Source organism: Nocardioides caeni (assembly GCF_004912195.1).
Lineage (GTDB): Bacteria > Actinomycetota > Actinomycetes > Propionibacteriales > Nocardioidaceae > Nocardioides > Nocardioides caeni.
Genome location: NZ_STGW01000004.1, coordinates 38211 through 56400 on the forward strand (window position 1 = coordinate 38211; position 18190 = coordinate 56400).

Genomic DNA, 18190 nt, shown 5'->3' on the forward strand with positions numbered 1-18190 from the left:
CCGTCCATGACCGCATCATGCACCCCCGCACCTCGCGAAGCGAGGATCCGGGAGGATGGGTGTCGTGCCCGGGCTCCTCATCGCACTCGCCGCCGGGTCCGGCCGACCCGTCACGGTCGACGGCAGCACGCTGACCGGAGCCGAGCTGCTCGGGGCGGCTGCCGCCGTGGCCCACGACCTCTCGGCGCTGCCACGCTCGTCCCGGGTCGCCGTGCACGCCACACCCACGATGGAGACCGTGGTCGCCGTGGTCGGCGCGCTGCTGGCCGGCGTCACCGTCGTGCCCGTCCCACCGGACTCAGGGGCCGCCGAGCTGCGCCACCTGCTCGGCGACAGCGCGCCGTCCTGCTGGGTCGGCGCCGCGCCCGGAGCCCCGAGCGGGCTCCCGCGCGTGCCGGCGGACCCGGCCGCGCGGGCGTCGTACTCCCCCGTGGAGATCTCCCCTGCTGACACCGCGTTCGTCCTCTACACGTCCGGCACGACCGGCCCGCCCAAGGGCGTGGTGATCACCCACGGTGCCGTCGCGCACGACCTCGACGCGTTGGCCGACGCGTGGGGCTGGACGTCCGCCGACGTGTTGGCGCACGGGCTGCCGCTCTTCCACGTGCACGGTCTGGTCCTCGGCGTGCTCGGTCCCCTCCGGCTCGGCAGTGGTCTCGTCCACACCGGGCGTCCGACGCCCGAGGCGTACGCCGATGCGGCCCGCGCGGGCGCGACGATGTTCTTCGGCGTGCCGACCGTGTGGAGCCGGCTGGCGGAATCGCCCGCGTCGGCAGCCGCGTTGCGCGACGCGCGACTCCTCGTCTCGGGCAGCGCCGCCCTGCCGGTCCCGGTCTTCCGCCGGATCCGTGAGCTGACCGGGCACGAGGTGGTCGAGCGCTATGGGATGACCGAGTCGCTGATCACCGTGGCGACGCGGGCGGACGGGCGCCGCGAGGCCGGCTGGGTCGGCGTGCCGGTCACAGGCATCGAGACCAGGCTGCGCGACGACCTCGGCGCCCCCGTGCCCCGCGACGGCGAGTCCGTCGGGCAGCTGGAGGTGCGCGGGCCGACCCTGTTCACCGGCTACCTCGACCGCCCGGATGCCACGGCAGAGGCATGGACGGACGACGGCTGGTTCCGCACCGGCGACGTGGCCTGCATCGCCGCCGACGGCCGGCACCGGATCGTCGGCCGCGCCTCGGTCGACCTGATCAAGTCGGGCGGCTACCGGATCGGCGCGGGCGAGATCGAGTCCTGCCTGCTCGGCCACCCCGCGGTGGCCGAGTGCGCCGTCGTCGGGGTCGCGGACGCCGACCTGGGCCAGCGCATCGTCGCCCACGTCGTGCTGCGCTCACCGGCGACCGACGAGACCGCGCTGGCCGGCGAGCTCACGTCGTACGTCGGCGCGGAGCTCTCCGCCCACAAGCGCCCGCGCGAGGTCCGGTTCACCGACGCGCTCCCCCGCAACGAGATGGGGAAGGTCAGGAAGTCCCAGCTCGCCTGAGCCGGCTCAGTACCAGCCAACAGCTTCTGAGTGGCCCCAGGCGCCGCACGGGCTGCCGTAGCGGTCCTGGATGTAGCCCAGGCCCCAGCGGATCTGGGTGACCGGGTTGGTCGCCCAGTCGGCACCGGCGGAGGACATCTTGGAGCCGGGCAGCGCCTGCGGGATCCCGTAGGCGCTCGAGGTGGGGTTGTCGGCGTTCCAACGCCAGCCGGACTCGCGGGTCCACAGCGAGTCGAGGCAGTCGAACTGGTCGGAGGAGAAGCCGAACTCCGTCAGCAGCGCGCGAGCGATGTCCTGCGGGTCGGAGTCGGAGAGCTTGCGCTCCTCGGTGACGGCCTCGGGGGCTGCCTCGACGAGGGTGGCGGCCTTGACGGTCTCGCCGGACGGGCGCCGGTCGGAGCGGGAGACGACGGCCTCACGCTCGATCGTGACGAGCGGCGTCTCGACGCCGGCCGGGGCCAGGGCCTCGACGTCGGTGCTCGCCTCGGAGGTCGTCTGCTGGCCCAGGACTCCGGCGGTCACGGACACGCCGGTCACGGCGACCGCCACCGACGACAGCAGCATCACGTTGCGGGCTGCCTTGCGGGGGGCCTCGGCGAGGTGGGCGTGCTTCGGGGTCCCACGGTGCTTGGGCGCGGGCGAGGCGTGCTTCGACAAGGGCTCGTTTCCGGGCTCGACGACAGGGGGTCCGGTCACCCTCCGAGTGGGTTCGACGCCGTTGTCATCACCTGCGGCAACCAGCGACCACCCTGCCTGACGATGCAGGGGCATGCAAACCGAACCGCACAACCGGTGGAGGAACACCGCGACGATGCGCCTCAGTCGTCACAGCAGTCACTCGCGTCCCAGTTGCCGTCCTACGGCGCGGGCCGCCGCACGTCCGGCCCGGTTGCCGCCGATCGTGCTGGCCGAGGGGCCATAGCCGACCAGCTGGACCCGCGGATCGGCGGCCGCGGTGGTCGCCGACTGCACATCTTCACCGCCCGCGAGGAGCCGGATGCCACCGTGCTCGCTGGTGAGGTGCAAGGGCGCCAGGTGCGCGACAGCGGGGCGGAAGCCGGTCGCCCACAGGATCGTGTCGACGGGCTCGAAGCGCTCGGGCTCGTGCCACCGGACGCCGTGCGCCTCGATCCGGTCGAACATCGGCAGCCGCTGATAGGCGCCGAGGGCCGCGGCCCGCTCCTCCTGCGGTCGCAGCCGCAGACCCGTCACGCTCACCACCGATGCCGGCGGCCGGCCCTCGCGGACGCGCTCGAGCACCTTGCGGATGGCGGCCCGGCCGTCGAACTCGCCGCCCTGGCTCCACACCGGCTCGCGGCGGGTCACCCAGAGGGTGTCGGTGACCGGCCGCAGCTCGCCGAGGAACTGGACGGCGCTGGCGCCGCCACCGACGACCAGGACGCGGCGGCCACGGAAGTGGTCGCGGCCGGGATAGGTCGCCGTGTGGAGCTGCTCGCCCGCGAACTCCTCGATGCCCGGATAGAAGGGGATGAACGGCCGGGTCCACGTCCCGGTGGCGTTGATGACGGTCCGGGTCGTCCAGCGGCGCTCGCCCGCCTCGACGACGAGCAGGTCGCCGTCGGACCGGACGGCGTCCACCCGGACCGGCCGGATCACCGGCAGCCCCTTGTCGCGCTCATAGGCAGCGAACCACGCCGCGATCACCGTGTTGGCCCGGGCGTCGCCCCGCCCGGGCGCGGGCGAGTCCGGCAGGTCCGCCACGCCGTGGACGTCGTCCATCGTCAGCGAGTCCCAGCGGTGCTGCCACGCACCCCCCGCATGCCGGTCGGCGTCGAGCAGCACGTGGTCGATGCCCAGCCGGGTCAGGTGGAAGGACGCCGACAACCCCGCCTGACCGGCGCCGATGACGACGGAGTCGTGGACGTGCACGTCAGCAGAACGCTGCGGGCACGGCCGATCTTCCTCGATCCCGGTTTGTCAGACCACAACGTTCTCCAGCATCTCGGTGACGAGGGCCGCGATGGGCGAGCGCTCCGACCGGGTGAGCGTGACGTGGGCGAAGAGCGGGTGCCCCTTCAGCTTCTCGACCACCGCCACGATGCCGTCGTGGCGTCCCACCCGCAGGTTGTCGCGCTGGGCGACGTCGTGGGTCAGCACCACCTTGGAGTTGGCGCCGATCCGGGAGAGCACCGTGAGCAGCACGTTGCGCTCCAGGGACTGCGCCTCGTCGACGATCACGAACGAGTCGTGCAGGGAGCGCCCGCGGATGTGGGTCAGCGGCAGCACCTCGAGCATGCCGCGGTCCAGGATCTCGTCGACCACGTCACGCGAGGTGAGCGCACCGAGCGTGTCGAAGACGGCCTGGCCCCAGGGCGACATCTTCTCCGACTCCGAGCCCGGCAGGTAGCCGAGCTCCTGCCCGCCGACGGCGAAGAGCGGCCGGAAGACGACCACCTTCTTGTGCTGCTGGCGCTCCATGACCGCCTCGAGGCCCGCACACAGCGCGAGGGCGGACTTGCCGGTGCCGGCGCGGCCGCCCAGGGAGACGATGCCGACGTCGGGGTCCAGGAGGAGCTCCAGGGCCACGCGCTGCTCGGCGCTGCGACCGTGGATGCCGAAGGCCTCCCGGTCGCCGCGCACGAGGTGCACCTGCTTGTCGGCGCCGACGCGACCGAGCGCCGTACCACGGTCGGAGAGCATCACCAGGCCGGTGTGGCAGGGCAGCTCGCGAGCCTCGGCGAGATCGAGTGTGCCGTCGTCATAGAGCTCGTCGAGGTCGGCGGCCGCCACCTCGACCTCCGCCATGCCGGAGTAGCCGGTGTCGGAGTCGCTGATCGCCTCGCCGCGGTATTCCTCGGCGGCGAGTCCGACGGCCGAGGCCTTGATGCGCATCGGCAGGTCCTTGGAGACCAGGACGACGTCGTTGCCCTCGTCGGCGAGGTTGCGGGCGACCGCGAGGATCCGGGTGTCGTTGTCGCCGAGCCGGAAGCCGGAGGGCAGCGAGGCGGCGTCGGTGTGGTTGAGCTCGACACGCACCGTCCCGCCCTCGTCGCCGACGGGGACCGGGGTGTCGAGCCGACCGTGGTCGACACGCATCTCGTCCAGCGCGCGCAGGGCGCTGCGGGCGAAGTAGCCCAGCTCGGGGTGGTGCCGCTTGGCCTCCAGCTCGGTGATGACGACCACCGGCAGCACGACCTCGTGCTCGGCGAACCGGCGCAGCGCGGCCGGGTCGGCCAGCAGGACGCTGGTGTCGAGGACATAGGTACGACGCACGACGCTGGGCTGAGCCTGGGTGTTTCCCACTGTTCACACCTCACCGGACCGCGCGCCTCCCCTGTCTGGGGCGCCCGGTCCTATCCCTGGTAGACGGACCGGGCGGCGGTGTCGTGATGCGTCACGTCGGGCCTCCCGATGTGGCCGGCTTCCCCACCTGCCACTGCCTCGGAAAGTACGCCCGGCAGGTGTCGGTTTGGCGCGCCACGCCGGTGCGGCGAGGTTAATGTCAGGTGACGCGCCGGTAGGCCAGGTCGGTGATCGTGCGCTCCTTCGCCACGCCCTTGCGCTCGAACTTCGTCACCGGCCGCTCGCCCCAGCGCTCGACGACGCCGCCCTCGAGCGTCGCCTCGGCGTCGAGGACCTCACGCATCTGCTCGGCGTACTCGAGCCAGTCGGTCGCGAGGCGCCACGACCCGCCGGGTGCGAGCCGCGAGGCGATGAGGCGGGCGTTGTCCTCGTTGACGAGACGCCGCTTGTGGTGGCGCGTCTTGTGCCACGGATCGGGGAAGAAGGTCCACACCTCGGCCACCGATCCCTCGGCCAGCAGGTGCTCGAAGGTCCACACCGCGTCGACGCTGCAGAAGCGCACGTTGCTCGCGCCGGCCTCCCCCACACGCCACATGCTCTCCGCGACGCCGGGCACCCAGACCTCCAGCGACAAGATGTCGTACGACGGCCGGGCGGCCGCGAGCGCCGCCGTCGCCTCGCCCACGCCACCGCCGATCTCCACGATCAGCGGCGCCTCCCGCCCGAACCAGTCCGACCAGGCGAAGCCGGGCTCGTCGACCGCGTCGTCGGGGATGACCCACCGCTCGGCGTACGTCTCCCAGCCGCGCTGCTGGCGCGGAGAGCTGAGCCGGCTCCCCCGTCGTGCGTAGGTCAGGACCTCCCGCTGCCGCCGACCGTCGTCGGTGACCTTGGTGTGCGGGCGGGCGGGACGGACGCCGGGATGCTGCTGGTCGTTCACGAGGGCCATTCTCCCGGCTCCGCACGCGCAGCCCGAAATGCAGGAGCCCCCCGCACCCGAAGGTGCGAGGGGCTCCTGACAAGCAGGTCAGATCAACCAGTTCACTTGGTGATCTTCGTGACCCGGCCGGCGCCGACGGTGCGGCCACCCTCACGGATCGCGAACTTCAGACCCTCGTCCATGGCGATCGGCTGGATGAGCTCGACCGACATGTCCGTGTTGTCGCCCGGCATGACCATCTCGGTGCCCTCGGGAAGGGTCACGACGCCGGTCACGTCCGTGGTCCGGAAGTAGAACTGCGGACGGTAGTTGTTGAAGAACGGCGTGTGACGGCCGCCCTCCTCCTTCGAGAGGATGTAGACCGACGCCTCGAAGTTGGTGTGCGGGGTGGTCGTGCCCGGCTTGATCACGACCATGCCGCGCTCGACGTCCTCGCGCTTGGTGCCACGGAGGAGCAGACCGACGTTCTCGCCCGCCTGGCCCTCGTCGAGCAGCTTGCGGAACATCTCGACACCGGTGACGGTCGACTTGATCGCGCCCTCGCGGATGCCGATGATCTCGACCTCCTCGTTGACCTTGACGATGCCGCGCTCGATACGACCGGTGATGACGGTGCCACGACCGGTGATCGTGAAGACGTCCTCGACGGGCATGAGGAACGGCTTGTCGATCTCACGCTCGGGCTGGGGGATGTACTCGTCGACGGCTGCCATGAGCTCGCCGACCGAGTCGCCCCACTTGGCGTCGCCGTTGAGGGCCGGGAAGGCCGCCACGCGCACGACGGGGACGTCGTCGCCCGGGTACTCGTACTCGGAGAGGAGCTCGCGCACCTCCATCTCGACGAGCTCGATGAGCTCCTCGTCGTCGACCATGTCGCACTTGTTGAGCGCGACGACCAGGGCGGGCACGCCGACCTGGCGGGCGAGCAGCACGTGCTCGCGGGTCTGCGGCATCGGGCCGTCGGTCGCGGCGACCACCAGGATCGCGCCGTCCATCTGCGCGGCACCGGTGATCATGTTCTTGATGTAGTCAGCGTGACCCGGGCAGTCGACGTGGGCGTAGTGACGCGCCTCGGTCTGGTACTCGATGTGCGCGATCGAGATCGTGATGCCGCGCTGACGCTCCTCGGGAGCCTTGTCGATCTGGTCGAACGGCGAGGCCTCGTTGAGGTCCGGGTACTTGTCGTGCAGGACCTTCGAGATCGCCGCGGTCAGCGTGGTCTTGCCGTGGTCGATGTGACCGATGGTGCCGATGTTGACGTGCGGCTTGGTCCGCTCGAACTTGGCCTTAGCCATTGCTGGCTCCTCCTGGGATTGTTACTTGACTCGTACTGGAAGGGTGGTGCGCCGAATGCACGGGCGAGTGTCCCCCGGTCGGGGGTACTTGGGGGCGGAGCCCCCAAGCGTCACTCACCGCGCGCCTTCTTGATGATCTCGTCGGCGATGTTCGTGGGAACCTCGGCGTACGAGTCGAACTCCATCGAGTACGACGCCTGACCAGAGGTCTTGGACCTCAGGTCGCCAACGTACCCGAACATCTCGGAGAGCGGCACGAGGCCCGACACGACGATGTCGCCGTGACGCTCCTCCTGCGCGCGGATCTGGCCGCGACGGCTGTTGATGTCGCCGATGACCGTGCCGAGGAAGTCCTCGGGGGTGGTGACCTCGACGGCGAACACCGGCTCGAGGAGGACCGGCTTCGCCTGGCGAGCGGCCTCCTTGAACGACTGGATGCCGGCGATCTTGAACGCGAGCTCGGAGGAGTCGACGTCGTGGTAGGCGCCGTCCTCGAGGGTGAACTTCACGTCGACCATCGGGTAGCCGGCGAGGACGCCGAACTCCATGGCCTCCTGGCCGCCGTTGTCGACCGACGGGATGTACTCGCGCGGGACGCGGCCACCGGTGACGTTGTTGACGAACTCGTAGCCCGCACCGAGACCGGTCTCGGGGTCGAGGTTCGGCTCGAGCGAGATGACGACCTTCGCGAACTGGCCCGAACCACCGGTCTGCTTCTTGTGCGTGTAGCTGTGGTTCGAGACAGTGCCGCGGATGGTCTCGCGGTAGGCGACCTGCGGCTTGCCGACGGTGGCCTCGACCCGGAACTCGCGCTTCATCCGGTCGACGAGGATCTCCAGGTGGAGCTCGCCCATGCCGGAGATGATGGTCTGGCCGGTCTCCTCGTCGGTCTTGACGACGAAGGTCGGGTCCTCCTCGGCGAGACGGCCGATGGCGACGCCCAGCTTCTCCTGGTCGGCCTTGGTCTTCGGCTCGATGGCGACCGAGATCACGGGAGCCGGGAAGGTCATCGACTCCAGCACGACCTGCTTGGACGAGTCGGAGAGCGTGTGCCCGGTCCGGGTGTCCTTGAGGCCCATGACGGCGACGATCTGGCCGGCGCCGACCGACGCGATCTCCTCACGCTTGTTGGCGTGCATCTGGTAGACCTTGCCGATCCGCTCCTTGCGGCCGTTGCTCGTGTTGAGCACGGTGCCGCCGGCCTCGAGCTTGCCCGAGTAGACGCGGACGAAGGTCAGCTTGCCCAGGTGCGGGTCCGCGGCGATCTTGAACGCCAGCGCAGCGAGCGGCTCGTCGGACGACGGCTTGCGGACGATCTCGTTCTCCTCGGTCTCCTCGGCGCCCGGCTTGTGGCCGACGATGCCGTCCACGTCGAGCGGCGAGGGGAGGTAGTCGACGATCGCGTCGAGCAGGGGCTGGACGCCCTTGTTCTTGAACGCGGTGCCGGTGAGGATCGGGTTGACCTTGTCGGCCAGGGTCGCGCGACGGATCGCGGCCTTGAGGGTCGGGACGTCGAAGACGTCGCCGTCCTCGAGGTAGACCTCCATGATGTCGTCGTCGGCCTCGGCGAGGGTCTCGACGAACTTCTCGCGGTACTCGGCGGCCTTGTCGGCCAGGTCCGCGGGGATCTCCTCGACGACGTAGTCCTCGCCCTGCTCGGTCTCGCCGCGCCACACCTTGGCGTTCATCTCGACCAGGTCGACGATGCCGATGAAGTCGCCCTCGGCGCCGATCGGGAGCTGCAGCACCAGCGGCGTGGAGTTGAGCTTGGCGACGATCGAGTCGACGACGCGGTAGAAGTCCGCGCCGGTGCGGTCGAGCTTGTTGATGAAGCACATCCGCGGGACGGCGTACTTGTTGGCCTGGCGCCACACCGTCATCGTTTGCGGCTCGACACCGGCGACACCGTCGAAGACCGCGACGGCGCCGTCGAGGACGCGCAGCGAGCGCTCGACCTCGACGGTGAAGTCGACGTGCCCGGGGGTGTCGATGATGTTGATCTGGTGCTTCTTCCACCAGCAGGTCGTCGCGGCGGACGTGATCGTGATGCCGCGCTCCTGCTCCTGCTCCATCCAGTCCATCGTGGCGCCGCCATCGTGGACTTCACCGATCTTGTAGGTGATGCCGGTGTAGAACAGGATGCGCTCGGTGGTGGTGGTCTTGCCGGCGTCGATGTGCGCCATGATGCCGATGTTGCGGACGACGTTGAGGTCCGTCGTGATGTCGACTGCCACGTGAGTCAGCGTTCCTTAGGTTTGTGGATGGAGCCGGTGGGTGCCGGAGCGGGCGCCGCGGTGGCGGGCCCGCTCCGACGAGATCACCAGCGGTAGTGAGCGAAGGCCTTGTTGGACTCGGCCATCTTGTGGGTGTCCTCGCGCTTCTTCACCGCGGCACCGAGGCCGTTGGCTGCGTCGAGGATCTCGTTCTGCAGGCGCTCGGCCATCGTCTTCTCACGACGCTGCTGCGCGTAGCCCACGAGCCAGCGCAGGGACAGCGTGGTGCCACGGTTGCCCTTGACCTCGATCGGGACCTGGTAGGTCGCGCCACCGACGCGGCGGGACTTGACCTCGAGCGCGGGGCGCACGTTGTCGAGCGCACGCTTGAGGGTGATGACCGGGTCGACGCCCGTCTTCTCGCGGGTGCCCTCGAGAGCGGCGTAGACGATCCGCTGAGCAACCTGCTTCTTGCCGTCCTGGAGCACCTTCGAGACCAGCTGGCTCACCAGCTGCGATCCGTAGACCGGGTCGACGTCGATGGGGCGCTTCGGCGCGGGGCCCTTGCGCGGCATGTCAGCTCTTCTCCTTCTTGGCGCCGTAGCGGCTGCGAGCCTGCTTACGGTTCTTCACGGCCTGGGTGTCGAGCGCGCCGCGGATGACCTTGTAGCGAACACCGGGCAGGTCCTTCACACGACCGCCGCGGACGAGCACGATCGAGTGCTCCTGCAGGTTGTGACCCTCACCCGGGATGTAGGCGGTGACCTCGACGCCGCTGCTCAGACGCACACGGGCGACCTTGCGGAGGGCGGAGTTCGGCTTCTTCGGGGTGGTGGTGTAGACGCGGGTGCACACACCGCGTCGCTGGGGCGAACCCTTCAGGGCAGGCGTCTTGGTCTTCGACACCTTGTCCTGGCGGCCCTTGCGGACCAACTGATTGATGGTGGGCACCTGGTGGTTCCCTTTCTGTGGTTTTCTCGTCACGGCGCGGCGCTCTGCCGGGCTCGGAGGTGTTGCGGTGAAGCGATCGTGCCGATGCGCTGGCCGCGGCTCGGCGGATCCGCTGGTGCGGAAACGGCGTCCGGGCATGCTCAACGTGCCGGGGAGGCCCAGACACGAGAATCGAGGTTACCGGCCGCCCAAACCCCGGTCAAAATGGCGCCACGCGGCCGTTCACGACGTGAGCAGTCGCGTGATCGGGTCGATCGCGAAGTAGACCAGGAAGAGGCCGGCGACCACCCACAGCAGGGGGTGCAGCTCCCGAGCCCGGCCGGCGACGATCCGCAGGAAGACGTAGCTGACGAACCCGGCGCCGATCCCGACGGTGATCGAGTAGGTGAACGGCATCAGGACGATCGTGAGGAACGCCGGGAGCGCGATGCCGGGATCCTTCCAGTCGATCTCGGTGACCTGCTGCATCATCAGGAAGCCGACGAGCACGAGCGCGGGCACGGCCGCCTCCGACGGGATCATCGCCACGAACGGCGACAGGAAGATCGTGAGCAGGAACAGCACGCCGGTCACGACCGAGGCCAGTCCGGTGCGAGCGCCCTCCCCGACGCCGGAGGCCGACTCGATGTAGGAGGTGTTGGAGGAGACACCGGCCGCACCGCCCGCGATCGCCGCGACCGAGTCGACGACGAGGATCCGCTCGGGGTTCGGCGGGTTGCCGTCCTCGTCCAGCAGAGCGGCCTCGGCGCCGATCGCGGTCATCGTGCCCATCGTGTCGAAGAAGTCGGCCAGCAGCAGCGAGAAGACCAGGAGCAGGACGCTCACGACCCCGACCCGGTCCCAGGAGCCCAGCAGGCTGAACTCGCCGAGGGTGCCGAAGCCGGGCGCCTGGATGTCGTCGGGCCAGGCCGGCACGGTCAGCGCCCAGCCACCCGCCTGCTCGGAGGCGCGGCCGAGGTCTGCCACGGCCTCCACCACGATCGCGACCACGGTCATGGTGAGGATCGAGATGAGGATCGCGCCCCGCACCTGGCGCAGCCACAGCGCGAGCATCAGCAGCAGGCCCGCGATGAACACCACGACCGGCCAGCCGCTCAGGTTGCCGTCGCCGCCCAGCTGCACCGGCACGGTCGTGCCGGCGATGTCGCCGATCCGGGTCACGAAGCCCGCGTCGACGAAGCCGATCAGGGCGATGAACAGCCCGATCCCGACCGAGATCGCGACCTTGAGCTGCGCGGGCACTGCCCGGAAGACCGCGGTCCGGAAGCCGGTGAGCACGAGGACGAGGATGACGATGCCCTCCATCACCACCAGGCCCATCGCGTCGGCCCACGTCATCTGGCTGGCGACCGAGAACGCCACGAACGCGTTCAGCCCCAGACCCGTGGCGAGCGCCATCGGGTAGTTGGCCACCACGCCCATCAGCAGCGTCAGCACACCGGCCACCAGCGCGGTCCCGGCGGCGATCGCGGCGAGATCGGGCTCGGCCCCGCCACCGAGGTACTGGCCGTCGGCGTCGACCGCGTAGCCGAGGATCAACGGGTTGAGCACCACGATGTAGGCCATCGTGAAGAAGGTGACGACCCCTCCGCGGATCTCGCGACCGACCGTGGAGCCACGCTCGGCGATGCGGAAGTAGCGGTCGATCCGGCTGGCAGGGGTCGCAGTGCTGCTCACGAGCGAAGCATGACAGCAGCCCGCCCCGTCGGCTCCCCCGCGGTCCGTTCGGCCAGCGCCCGCACCGCGACGGCAGCAGCCACGCCGACCAGGACGAGTGCGCCGCCGACGACGAGCGTCCACCGGGCACCGAAGTGCTCGCCGATCCACCCGATCGCCGGAGCACCGAGCGGCGTGCCACCCATGACGATGGTCAGGTAGATCGCCATCACCCGCCCGCGCATCGCCGGCTCCGACTCGACCTGGAGCAGGGCGTTGCAGGAGTTGAGCACCGTGATCACGGTGACGCCGAGCAGCGGGCACAGCACCACGAAGACGAGGTACGACGGCGCGAGACCGGCCACGATCTCCAGCACGCCGAACGCGACCGCGGCACCGAGCAGCAGGCGCAGTCGCACCCGCGTGCGGCCGGCCGCCAGCAGCGCCCCGGTGAGCGAGCCGATCGCGAGCACCGACCCGAGGACGCCGTACTCCTCGGCGCCCTTGCCGAAGACCTCGGTCGCCATCAGCGCCGAGGTGATCTGGAAGTTCATGCCGAACGTGCCCACGAAGAAGACGAGCACCAGGATCAGCAGCATCTTGGGCTGGCTGCGGACGTAGGCGAATCCGGCCCGCAGCATGCCGGGGGTGCGGGCGACCGGGCGGGCGGAGTGCAGAGCGTCCGGGTCCATCCGGCGCAGCTGCCAGATGACGGCGAGGTAGGACACCGCGTTGGCGAGGATGACCCAGCCGGTGGCCCGCATGCCGCCGCCGCCGACACCGATCAGCAGCCCGGCGAGGCCGGGACCGATCATCCGGGCGCTGTTGAACGCCGCCGAGTTGAGGCTCACGGCGTTGGTGACGTCGTCGGGCCCGACGAGCTCGGAGACGAAGGCCTGACGGGCGGGCGCGTCGAAGGCGGCGCCGATGCCGAAGACGAACGCGAGCACGTAGACGTGCCACGTCTCGGCGACCCCGAGGGCGGCGATGACGCCGAGGGCCGCGGCGGCGAGGGCCATGGTCGCCTGGGTCAGCTGCAGCAGCCGCCGTTTGGCGAACCGGTCGGCGATCACGCCGGCGTAGGGGGAGAGCAGGAGGACCGGAAGGAACTGGAGGCCGGTCGTGATGCCGAGGGCGGCGCCGCCGTTGCCGGGGATCGTCAGGACCAGCCAGTCCTGGGCCACTCGTTGCATCCACGTGCCGACGTTGGAGACGAGGCTCCCGGCGAAGTAGAGGCGATAGTTGGGATGTGCGAGGGAACGGAATCGGGGACTCGTGGGGAACTCCTCCTCGGGGTTCGGTGGGTGTCGGCGCGTCACGGCACACCTCTGCAACACCGACGGCGCCCCGGTTGTTCCCTCGATGAGTTGGCCCCGGCGGGCGGGGTTACGATCACGAGGTGGAGCTCCGTGACGACCAGCCGACCCAGCACGAGATCGGCAAGCGCACCTATCTGATCGCGCCGGTCGAGCCGCTCGACGTCGACGGCGTGCGGACCGTGCAGGTCGGCACCGTCGTGTTCCTGGTCGCCTTCGTCGCGTTGCTGCCCTTCTATGGCCGACTCGAGGAGGAGGGCCAGACCTGGCTGCTGTGGATGTGCCTGACCGGTGTCGGGCTCGGGCTCCTCGGCGTCGAGTACTGCAAGCGCCGACGCCAGCTCCGGACGGACCACGACGAGCTGCCGGATGCCTGACGCGTCCGACCCGCTCCCTCCGACTCGCTGGGCGCTCGGCGGTGCCCGGAACGCCGGCTACGGCGACCGCTTCGCCCAGCTGCTCGACGCAGGTGAGGACATCGTCGGCGAGGCCCGCCTCGCCGACGCGATGGTCCCGCGCGGCGCGCGGATCCTGGATGCCGGCTCCGGCATGGGCCGGATCGGCGCCTGGCTGCAGGACCGCGGCCACCACGTGGTGGCGGCCGAGCCCGACCCGGTCCTCGTCACGCAGTCACGCGATCTCTGGCCCGACCTCGCCGTCCTCCCCCTCGAGATCCTCGCGCTGACGGATGCGGCCCTCACCGCGGCCGACGCGCCGACGTCGTACGACCTGGTGGTGTGCGTGGGCAACGTGCTGACCTTCGTCGCCGACGGCACCGAGGTCGCGGTCCTGACCCGGCTGCGCGACCTGCTCGCACCGGGCGGGCGGATCCTCGCCGGCTTCCACCTGGTCGGCGGGCCGGCGACGGCACGCGCCTACGACCCCGATGACTTCGTCGCGGACGTCACCGCGGCGGGGTTGCGGGTGGACCACCGGTTCGGCGGCTACGACCTGCGTCCGGTCGACGACCAGTACGCCGTCTGGCTGCTCTCGCGAGGCTGAGCGACCAGGCCGCGGCCTGCCGTCAGAACCGCTCGAGCTCCTCGCCCGAGATCGTGTCGACCACCGGGGGTGCCGGCGGCTGCGTCTGCTGCCGCTTGCTGAGGCGGACCTCGGAGTGGGCGCCGCAACCGTGCTGGTGGGCGACCACGCGGCCGTCGTCGTTGGCATCGCCGTTGGCGCACACGCCGAACATCTCCGACATCGGCCCGGCGAGGCGGACCAGGAAGCCACAGGAGTGGCACTGGTGGGGCGCCGACTTGGCGATCGGCGCGTCGGGGCCGGCATCGCCGTCGTACCACCGCTCGGCGGCACGGTCGCGACCCTCGGGCGAGAGCACCCGCACCCAGCCCAGGCCGAGGTCCTTGGCGACCTGGCGCACCTGGGCCTTCTCGTCGGCGTCGAGCGGGTCGTCGCCGAAGGAGTACGTCGGCACGAGCCGCGGGTCGTCGTCGTCGACCGGCAGCAGGTCGCCGGGCGACATGTCACCGGGCTGCAGGCGGTCGCGGTAGGGGACCCAGGCCGGCGCGATGATCGCATCGGGGCCCGGGAGCAGCACGACCTCGACGACCGTGACCTTGCGCTGGCGCGACGCGCGGGTGAGGGTGACGGCCCACTGCCACCCGACGTAGCCCTTGCGGCGGCACTCGAACAGGTGGGTCACGACCCGGAGGCCGTCGACGGTCACTCCGGCGTGGTCACCCACGTCGGCGGCATCGACCTCGACGACCAGCGCCTCGCGGGCGGCGTCGACGGCGTCGGCGGTGACGGCGTCGGTCAGCTTGCGCTCCAGGGTGGACACCGGCACAGCATCCCCCATCCGGGCGACGATCGTCACGTCGGGGGGCGTCCTGGCGTGCGGGGTCGGAGGGAGCAGGCAAGATAGGAGCCGTGAGCTCGCACGGCCCTCCGCCTCCCCCGCCGCCGCCGGGCCCCACGGACGACACCGGGTCCACCCGCGCGGTCGACGCCGCGCGCGCGACGGCGCGCGGGCTCAGGGGCGCGGCCGTCGTGACGGGGCGCGCCGGGCGGGCGACCTTCCGCCAGGCCCGCAGGGCCGCGGGCGCGCAGGGCGCCGAGCGATCCGGGCTGAAGCGACTGATCGAGCTGCACTCGGCCAACGCGGCAGGCGACTCGGCCTTCGCCATCGCCCTGGCCGGCACGGTGTTCTTCGCCGGCGCGACCAGCGGGCAACGCGGACCGGTGCTCCTCTTCCTCGGGCTCACCATGGTCCCGTTCGCGATCGTCGCCCCGCTGATCGGGCCGTTCCTCGACCGCTTCAGCCACGGACGCCGCTGGGCGATCGGCGCGACCTTCGCGCTGCGCGCCTTCCTGTGCTGGGTGCTCGCGGGCGCACTGGAGGACGGCTCGGCGCTGTTCTACATCTCGGCACTCGGCGTCCTCGTGTCCTCGAAGGCCTACGGCGTGGCCAAGGCGTCGGCCGTCCCGCGCCTGCTCCCCCACGAGATCACCCTCGTCAAGGCCAATGGTCGCGTGGCCCTCGCCGGTGTGGTGGGCGCCTGCGTGTCCGCGCCCCTGGCCGGCGCGGCCTACTGGATCGGCCCCGAGTGGGCCTGCCGCTACGCGTTCGTGGTCTTCACCATCGGCACGATCGCGGCGATCCTGCTGCCGGACCAGGTCGACTCCAAGGCGGGCGAGGAGTCCATCGACGCCCCCCGCAGCGCGGTGACCGGCACCCGGCGTCCCACCGGACTCCCCCCCAAGGTCGCCTTCGCGCTGCGCGCCAACTGCGGACCCCGTCTGCTGTCGGGGTTCCTGACGATGTTCATGACGTTCGTGCTCGCCACCGAGCCCCTCGACGGGTGGGAGAGCACGACCCGCTCCACGCTGCTCATCGGTCTGGTCGTCGGCGGCGCCGGTCTCGGCAACACCATCGGCATCGTCGTCGCCTCGCTGGCCCGCAGGATCAATCCGGCCGTGATGGTCGTCGTCGCGCTGCTCGCCGACATCGCCATGCTGGTCGTCGCGACCATCTTCTACTCGCTGCTGCCGCTGGTCCTGCTCGGTGTGACGGTCGGGCTGATGCAATATCTCGCCAAGGTCTCGCTCGATTCGACCATCCAGACGGGCGTGCCGGTGCGGGCGCACGCGAGCGCGTTCGCCAAGGGCGACACGACGCTGCAGCTGGCGTGGGTCGTCGGCGGCTTCCTCGGCGTCGTGCTGTCCTATCCCGCGGTCAACGACTTCGGGCTCGCCTTCGCGGCCCTGCTGATCAGCGCCTGGGCAGTGTTCGTGCTGCGCACCACCCCGAAGCGGATCGCGCGCAACCGCGCGGCCGCCGACGTCCCGGCGCCGCCGCCCCCGCCGCCCCCGACGGCCTATCGGGGCTGACCCAGCTCAGCTCTCGAGCTCGTCAGCGAGCGCGCGCAGCAGCTTCGCCACGGGCTGCGCCGTACGACGGTCGGGGTGCCGGCCGTGCCGGTAGGCCTCCCCGACACCGTCGAGGAGACGGATCAGGTCCTCGACGATCGGGACCATCTCCTCGGGCTTCTTGCGCTTGGCCTGCTGCTGGTTGCGGGAGACCGAGGTCGGGGCGTCGAGGACGCGCACCTGCAGCGCCTGCTCGCCGCGGCGGCCCTGCGCGATGCCGAACTCGACGCGGGTCCCCGCCTTGAGGGTGGTCACGCCGTCGGGCAGCGCGTCGGAGCGCACGTAGACGTCCGGGCCCTCGGACTGGGAGAGGAAGCCGAAGCCCTTCTCCGCGTCGTACCACTTCACCTTGCCAGTCGGCACGGGTCTCGACCTTCCTCAACTCTGGAGCGACGATTCGCCGGTCGACTGACCAGCGACCGCACATCGTAGTGCGCCGGGCGAGCGCCCTCGACCGAATACCCCCGGCGGTCGGCCTCGAGGCTCTCTCTAGCGCGGGGCGCGCTCCACCCGCATGGTGCGATCGCCGAAGCGGACCAGGTCACCGTCGAGCAGGGTGCTGGGACGCCCGGGCGAGAGAGCCCGCGAGTGGCCCGCCCGCACCACGAAGGTGCCGTTGGTGGACCCGCGGTCCATCACCACCAGCGCGCCGTCGGGGGCGACCTGGAACTGGGCGTGGGTCTTGGAGACCGACATGTCGCTCGAGCGCAGCGGTACGACGTGGCGCACCGGCTCGTCCGGCCGGGGCTCGGGCCGTCGGCCCACCAGCGCCAGGCCCTCGACCTCGAACTGCTCCCCCGAGTCGAAGGACACCCGCCAGCGCACGGAAGGCTCGGCCGGGCGGACCCGGGTCTGGTCCGCGGGCGGAGGCGTCGGCGGAGCAGCCCCGGGGCCACCCGGGGCTGGTCGCGGGGGCTGGGGCTGCGGGGACTGGGGCGTCTGGGTCGGCGGCGGCGCCGGGGTCGGGGCGGGTGTGGGAGCCGGGGTGGGAGCCGGGGTGGGGGCCGGAGCCGGAGCTGGTGTCGGGGCGGGGGCCGGAGCCGGCGTCGGCGGTGGCGAGGGAGCGGGCGTCGATGGCTCGGGGCGCGGCGCGTCGGGAGCCGGCCCCGGCAGGAGGCGCAGGGCGGTCAGGTTGACGATCTGCTGGGGACGCTCGCGGTCCTCGTCCTCCCCAGCAGGCTGGGGGCGGATGTCGACGACCACCGCGTGCCCGATGCGGTCATGGAGTGCCTGGCGACGACGCGTCGGGTCCGCAGCGGCGGTCCACGCCAGCGTGGCGGCCCCCAGCCCGACGGTCGGCCAGCCCGCCATTCCCAGCACGGCCGTGCGCGCCAGCGCGGCGCCGAAGCCGATCGGCCGGCCGCTCTCGGCGCGGACGACCCGGAGGCCGACCGCGGCCTTGCCGGGAGTGACCCCGGTCGTCGCGAGCAGTGTGGCCGCCACGATCGCGAGCAGCACGAGCGTTCCGATCGAGGCGAGGAGCCCCGTCATGACGTCCTCGTCGGCCGCGAACCGCCAGACCAGGAAGCCGACGCCTGCCGCGATCGTCCACGCGAGGGCGCGGTCGAGCACGTAGGCGGTGAATCTCCGGTCCAGGTCCGCGGGCGGGAAGCTCGCAGCGCCGGGCGGGGGCGGGGCAGGGGGCATGGACTGGAACGCTCCGAGTAGCGGTCGACCCG

The 18190-nt window shown here is 71.1% G+C and carries 17 protein-coding genes; 4 read left to right on the forward strand and 13 right to left on the reverse strand.

The annotated features are described in order from the left end of the window. The first annotated feature begins 55 nt into the window (after nucleotides 1-55). Nucleotides 56-1486 carry an acyl-CoA synthetase gene (locus E9934_RS07795; RefSeq protein ID WP_136562331.1) on the forward strand — a complete coding sequence of 477 codons (1431 nt, stop codon included), beginning with the start codon at nucleotides 56-58 and terminating at the stop codon, nucleotides 1484-1486. Nucleotides 1487-1492: 6 nt separating this feature from the next. On the opposite strand, the gene E9934_RS07800 is transcribed toward E9934_RS07795, so the two are convergent. The 10 genes from E9934_RS07800 to E9934_RS07845 form a co-directional block, all read right to left on the reverse strand. Continuing rightward, nucleotides 1493-2182, reverse strand: a complete 690-nt coding sequence (locus tag E9934_RS07800) for an aggregation-promoting factor C-terminal-like domain-containing protein (RefSeq protein ID WP_238694831.1) — start codon at nucleotides 2180-2182, stop codon at nucleotides 1493-1495. 138 nt (nucleotides 2183-2320) lie between these two features. Next, the gene (locus E9934_RS07805) at nucleotides 2321-3376 is read right to left on the reverse strand and encodes an NAD(P)-binding domain-containing protein (protein WP_136562332.1); all 1056 of its coding nucleotides are present in this window, start codon (nucleotides 3374-3376) and stop codon (nucleotides 2321-2323) included. 48 nt (nucleotides 3377-3424) lie between these two features. Beyond that, nucleotides 3425-4750 carry a PhoH family protein gene (locus E9934_RS07810; protein ID WP_136562333.1) on the reverse strand — a complete coding sequence of 442 codons (1326 nt, stop codon included), beginning with the start codon at nucleotides 4748-4750 and terminating at the stop codon, nucleotides 3425-3427. A 199-nt stretch (nucleotides 4751-4949) separates the two neighbouring features. Continuing rightward, the gene (trmB, locus tag E9934_RS07815) at nucleotides 4950-5690 is read right to left on the reverse strand and encodes a tRNA (guanosine(46)-N7)-methyltransferase TrmB (RefSeq protein WP_238694832.1); all 741 of its coding nucleotides are present in this window, start codon (nucleotides 5688-5690) and stop codon (nucleotides 4950-4952) included. 101 nt (nucleotides 5691-5791) lie between these two features. Continuing rightward, entirely contained in the window at nucleotides 5792-6985 is a 1194-nt protein-coding gene (gene tuf / locus E9934_RS07820) for an elongation factor Tu (RefSeq protein WP_136562335.1), read from the reverse strand. 110 nt (nucleotides 6986-7095) lie between these two features. Continuing rightward, a complete protein-coding gene (gene fusA, locus E9934_RS07825) occupies nucleotides 7096-9168 on the reverse strand; it encodes an elongation factor G (protein WP_238694858.1) in 2073 nt (690 codons plus the stop codon). 134 nt (nucleotides 9169-9302) lie between these two features. Beyond that, nucleotides 9303-9773 (reverse strand): 30S ribosomal protein S7, encoded by a 471-nt coding sequence (gene rpsG / locus E9934_RS07830; RefSeq protein ID WP_136562337.1) that lies wholly within the window; start codon nucleotides 9771-9773, stop codon nucleotides 9303-9305. Between the two features lies 1 nt (nucleotide 9774). Further along, a complete protein-coding gene (rpsL, locus tag E9934_RS07835) occupies nucleotides 9775-10149 on the reverse strand; it encodes a 30S ribosomal protein S12 (RefSeq protein ID WP_038677267.1) in 375 nt (124 codons plus the stop codon). Between the two features lie 222 nt (nucleotides 10150-10371). Then, nucleotides 10372-11826 carry an NCS2 family permease gene (locus tag E9934_RS07840; protein WP_136562338.1) on the reverse strand — a complete coding sequence of 485 codons (1455 nt, stop codon included), beginning with the start codon at nucleotides 11824-11826 and terminating at the stop codon, nucleotides 10372-10374. Beyond that, the gene (locus E9934_RS07845) at nucleotides 11823-13124 is read right to left on the reverse strand and encodes an MFS transporter (RefSeq protein WP_136562339.1); all 1302 of its coding nucleotides are present in this window, start codon (nucleotides 13122-13124) and stop codon (nucleotides 11823-11825) included. Before E9934_RS07845 ends, E9934_RS07840 begins: the two co-directional genes overlap by 4 nt. Before the next feature lie 80 nt (nucleotides 13125-13204). On the opposite strand from E9934_RS07845, the gene E9934_RS07850 reads away from it, so the two are divergent. Together E9934_RS07850 and E9934_RS07855 are read left to right on the forward strand one after the other, a co-directional pair. Beyond that, complete coding sequence (locus tag E9934_RS07850) at nucleotides 13205-13498, forward strand: DUF2530 domain-containing protein (protein ID WP_238694833.1); 294 nt, start codon at nucleotides 13205-13207, stop codon at nucleotides 13496-13498. Next, nucleotides 13491-14123 (forward strand): class I SAM-dependent methyltransferase, encoded by a 633-nt coding sequence (locus E9934_RS07855; protein ID WP_136562340.1) that lies wholly within the window; start codon nucleotides 13491-13493, stop codon nucleotides 14121-14123. Before E9934_RS07850 ends, E9934_RS07855 begins: the two co-directional genes overlap by 8 nt. 22 nt (nucleotides 14124-14145) lie before the next feature. Here E9934_RS07855 and E9934_RS07860 read toward each other — a convergent pair whose 3' ends face one another. Beyond that, nucleotides 14146-14922 (reverse strand): DUF3027 domain-containing protein, encoded by a 777-nt coding sequence (locus tag E9934_RS07860; RefSeq protein WP_238694834.1) that lies wholly within the window; start codon nucleotides 14920-14922, stop codon nucleotides 14146-14148. Nucleotides 14923-15011: 89 nt separating this feature from the next. On the opposite strand from E9934_RS07860, the gene E9934_RS07865 reads away from it, so the two are divergent. Next, complete coding sequence (locus E9934_RS07865) at nucleotides 15012-16472, forward strand: MFS transporter (protein ID WP_136562341.1); 1461 nt, start codon at nucleotides 15012-15014, stop codon at nucleotides 16470-16472. A 6-nt stretch (nucleotides 16473-16478) separates the two neighbouring features. Here E9934_RS07865 and E9934_RS07870 read toward each other — a convergent pair whose 3' ends face one another. Together E9934_RS07870 and E9934_RS20435 are read right to left on the reverse strand one after the other, a co-directional pair. Next, nucleotides 16479-16874 carry a cold-shock protein gene (locus E9934_RS07870; RefSeq protein ID WP_136562342.1) on the reverse strand — a complete coding sequence of 132 codons (396 nt, stop codon included), beginning with the start codon at nucleotides 16872-16874 and terminating at the stop codon, nucleotides 16479-16481. Nucleotides 16875-17000: 126 nt separating this feature from the next. After that, nucleotides 17001-18158, reverse strand: a complete 1158-nt coding sequence (locus tag E9934_RS20435) for an RDD family protein (RefSeq protein ID WP_136562343.1) — start codon at nucleotides 18156-18158, stop codon at nucleotides 17001-17003. Nucleotides 18159-18190: the final 32 nt, after the last annotated feature.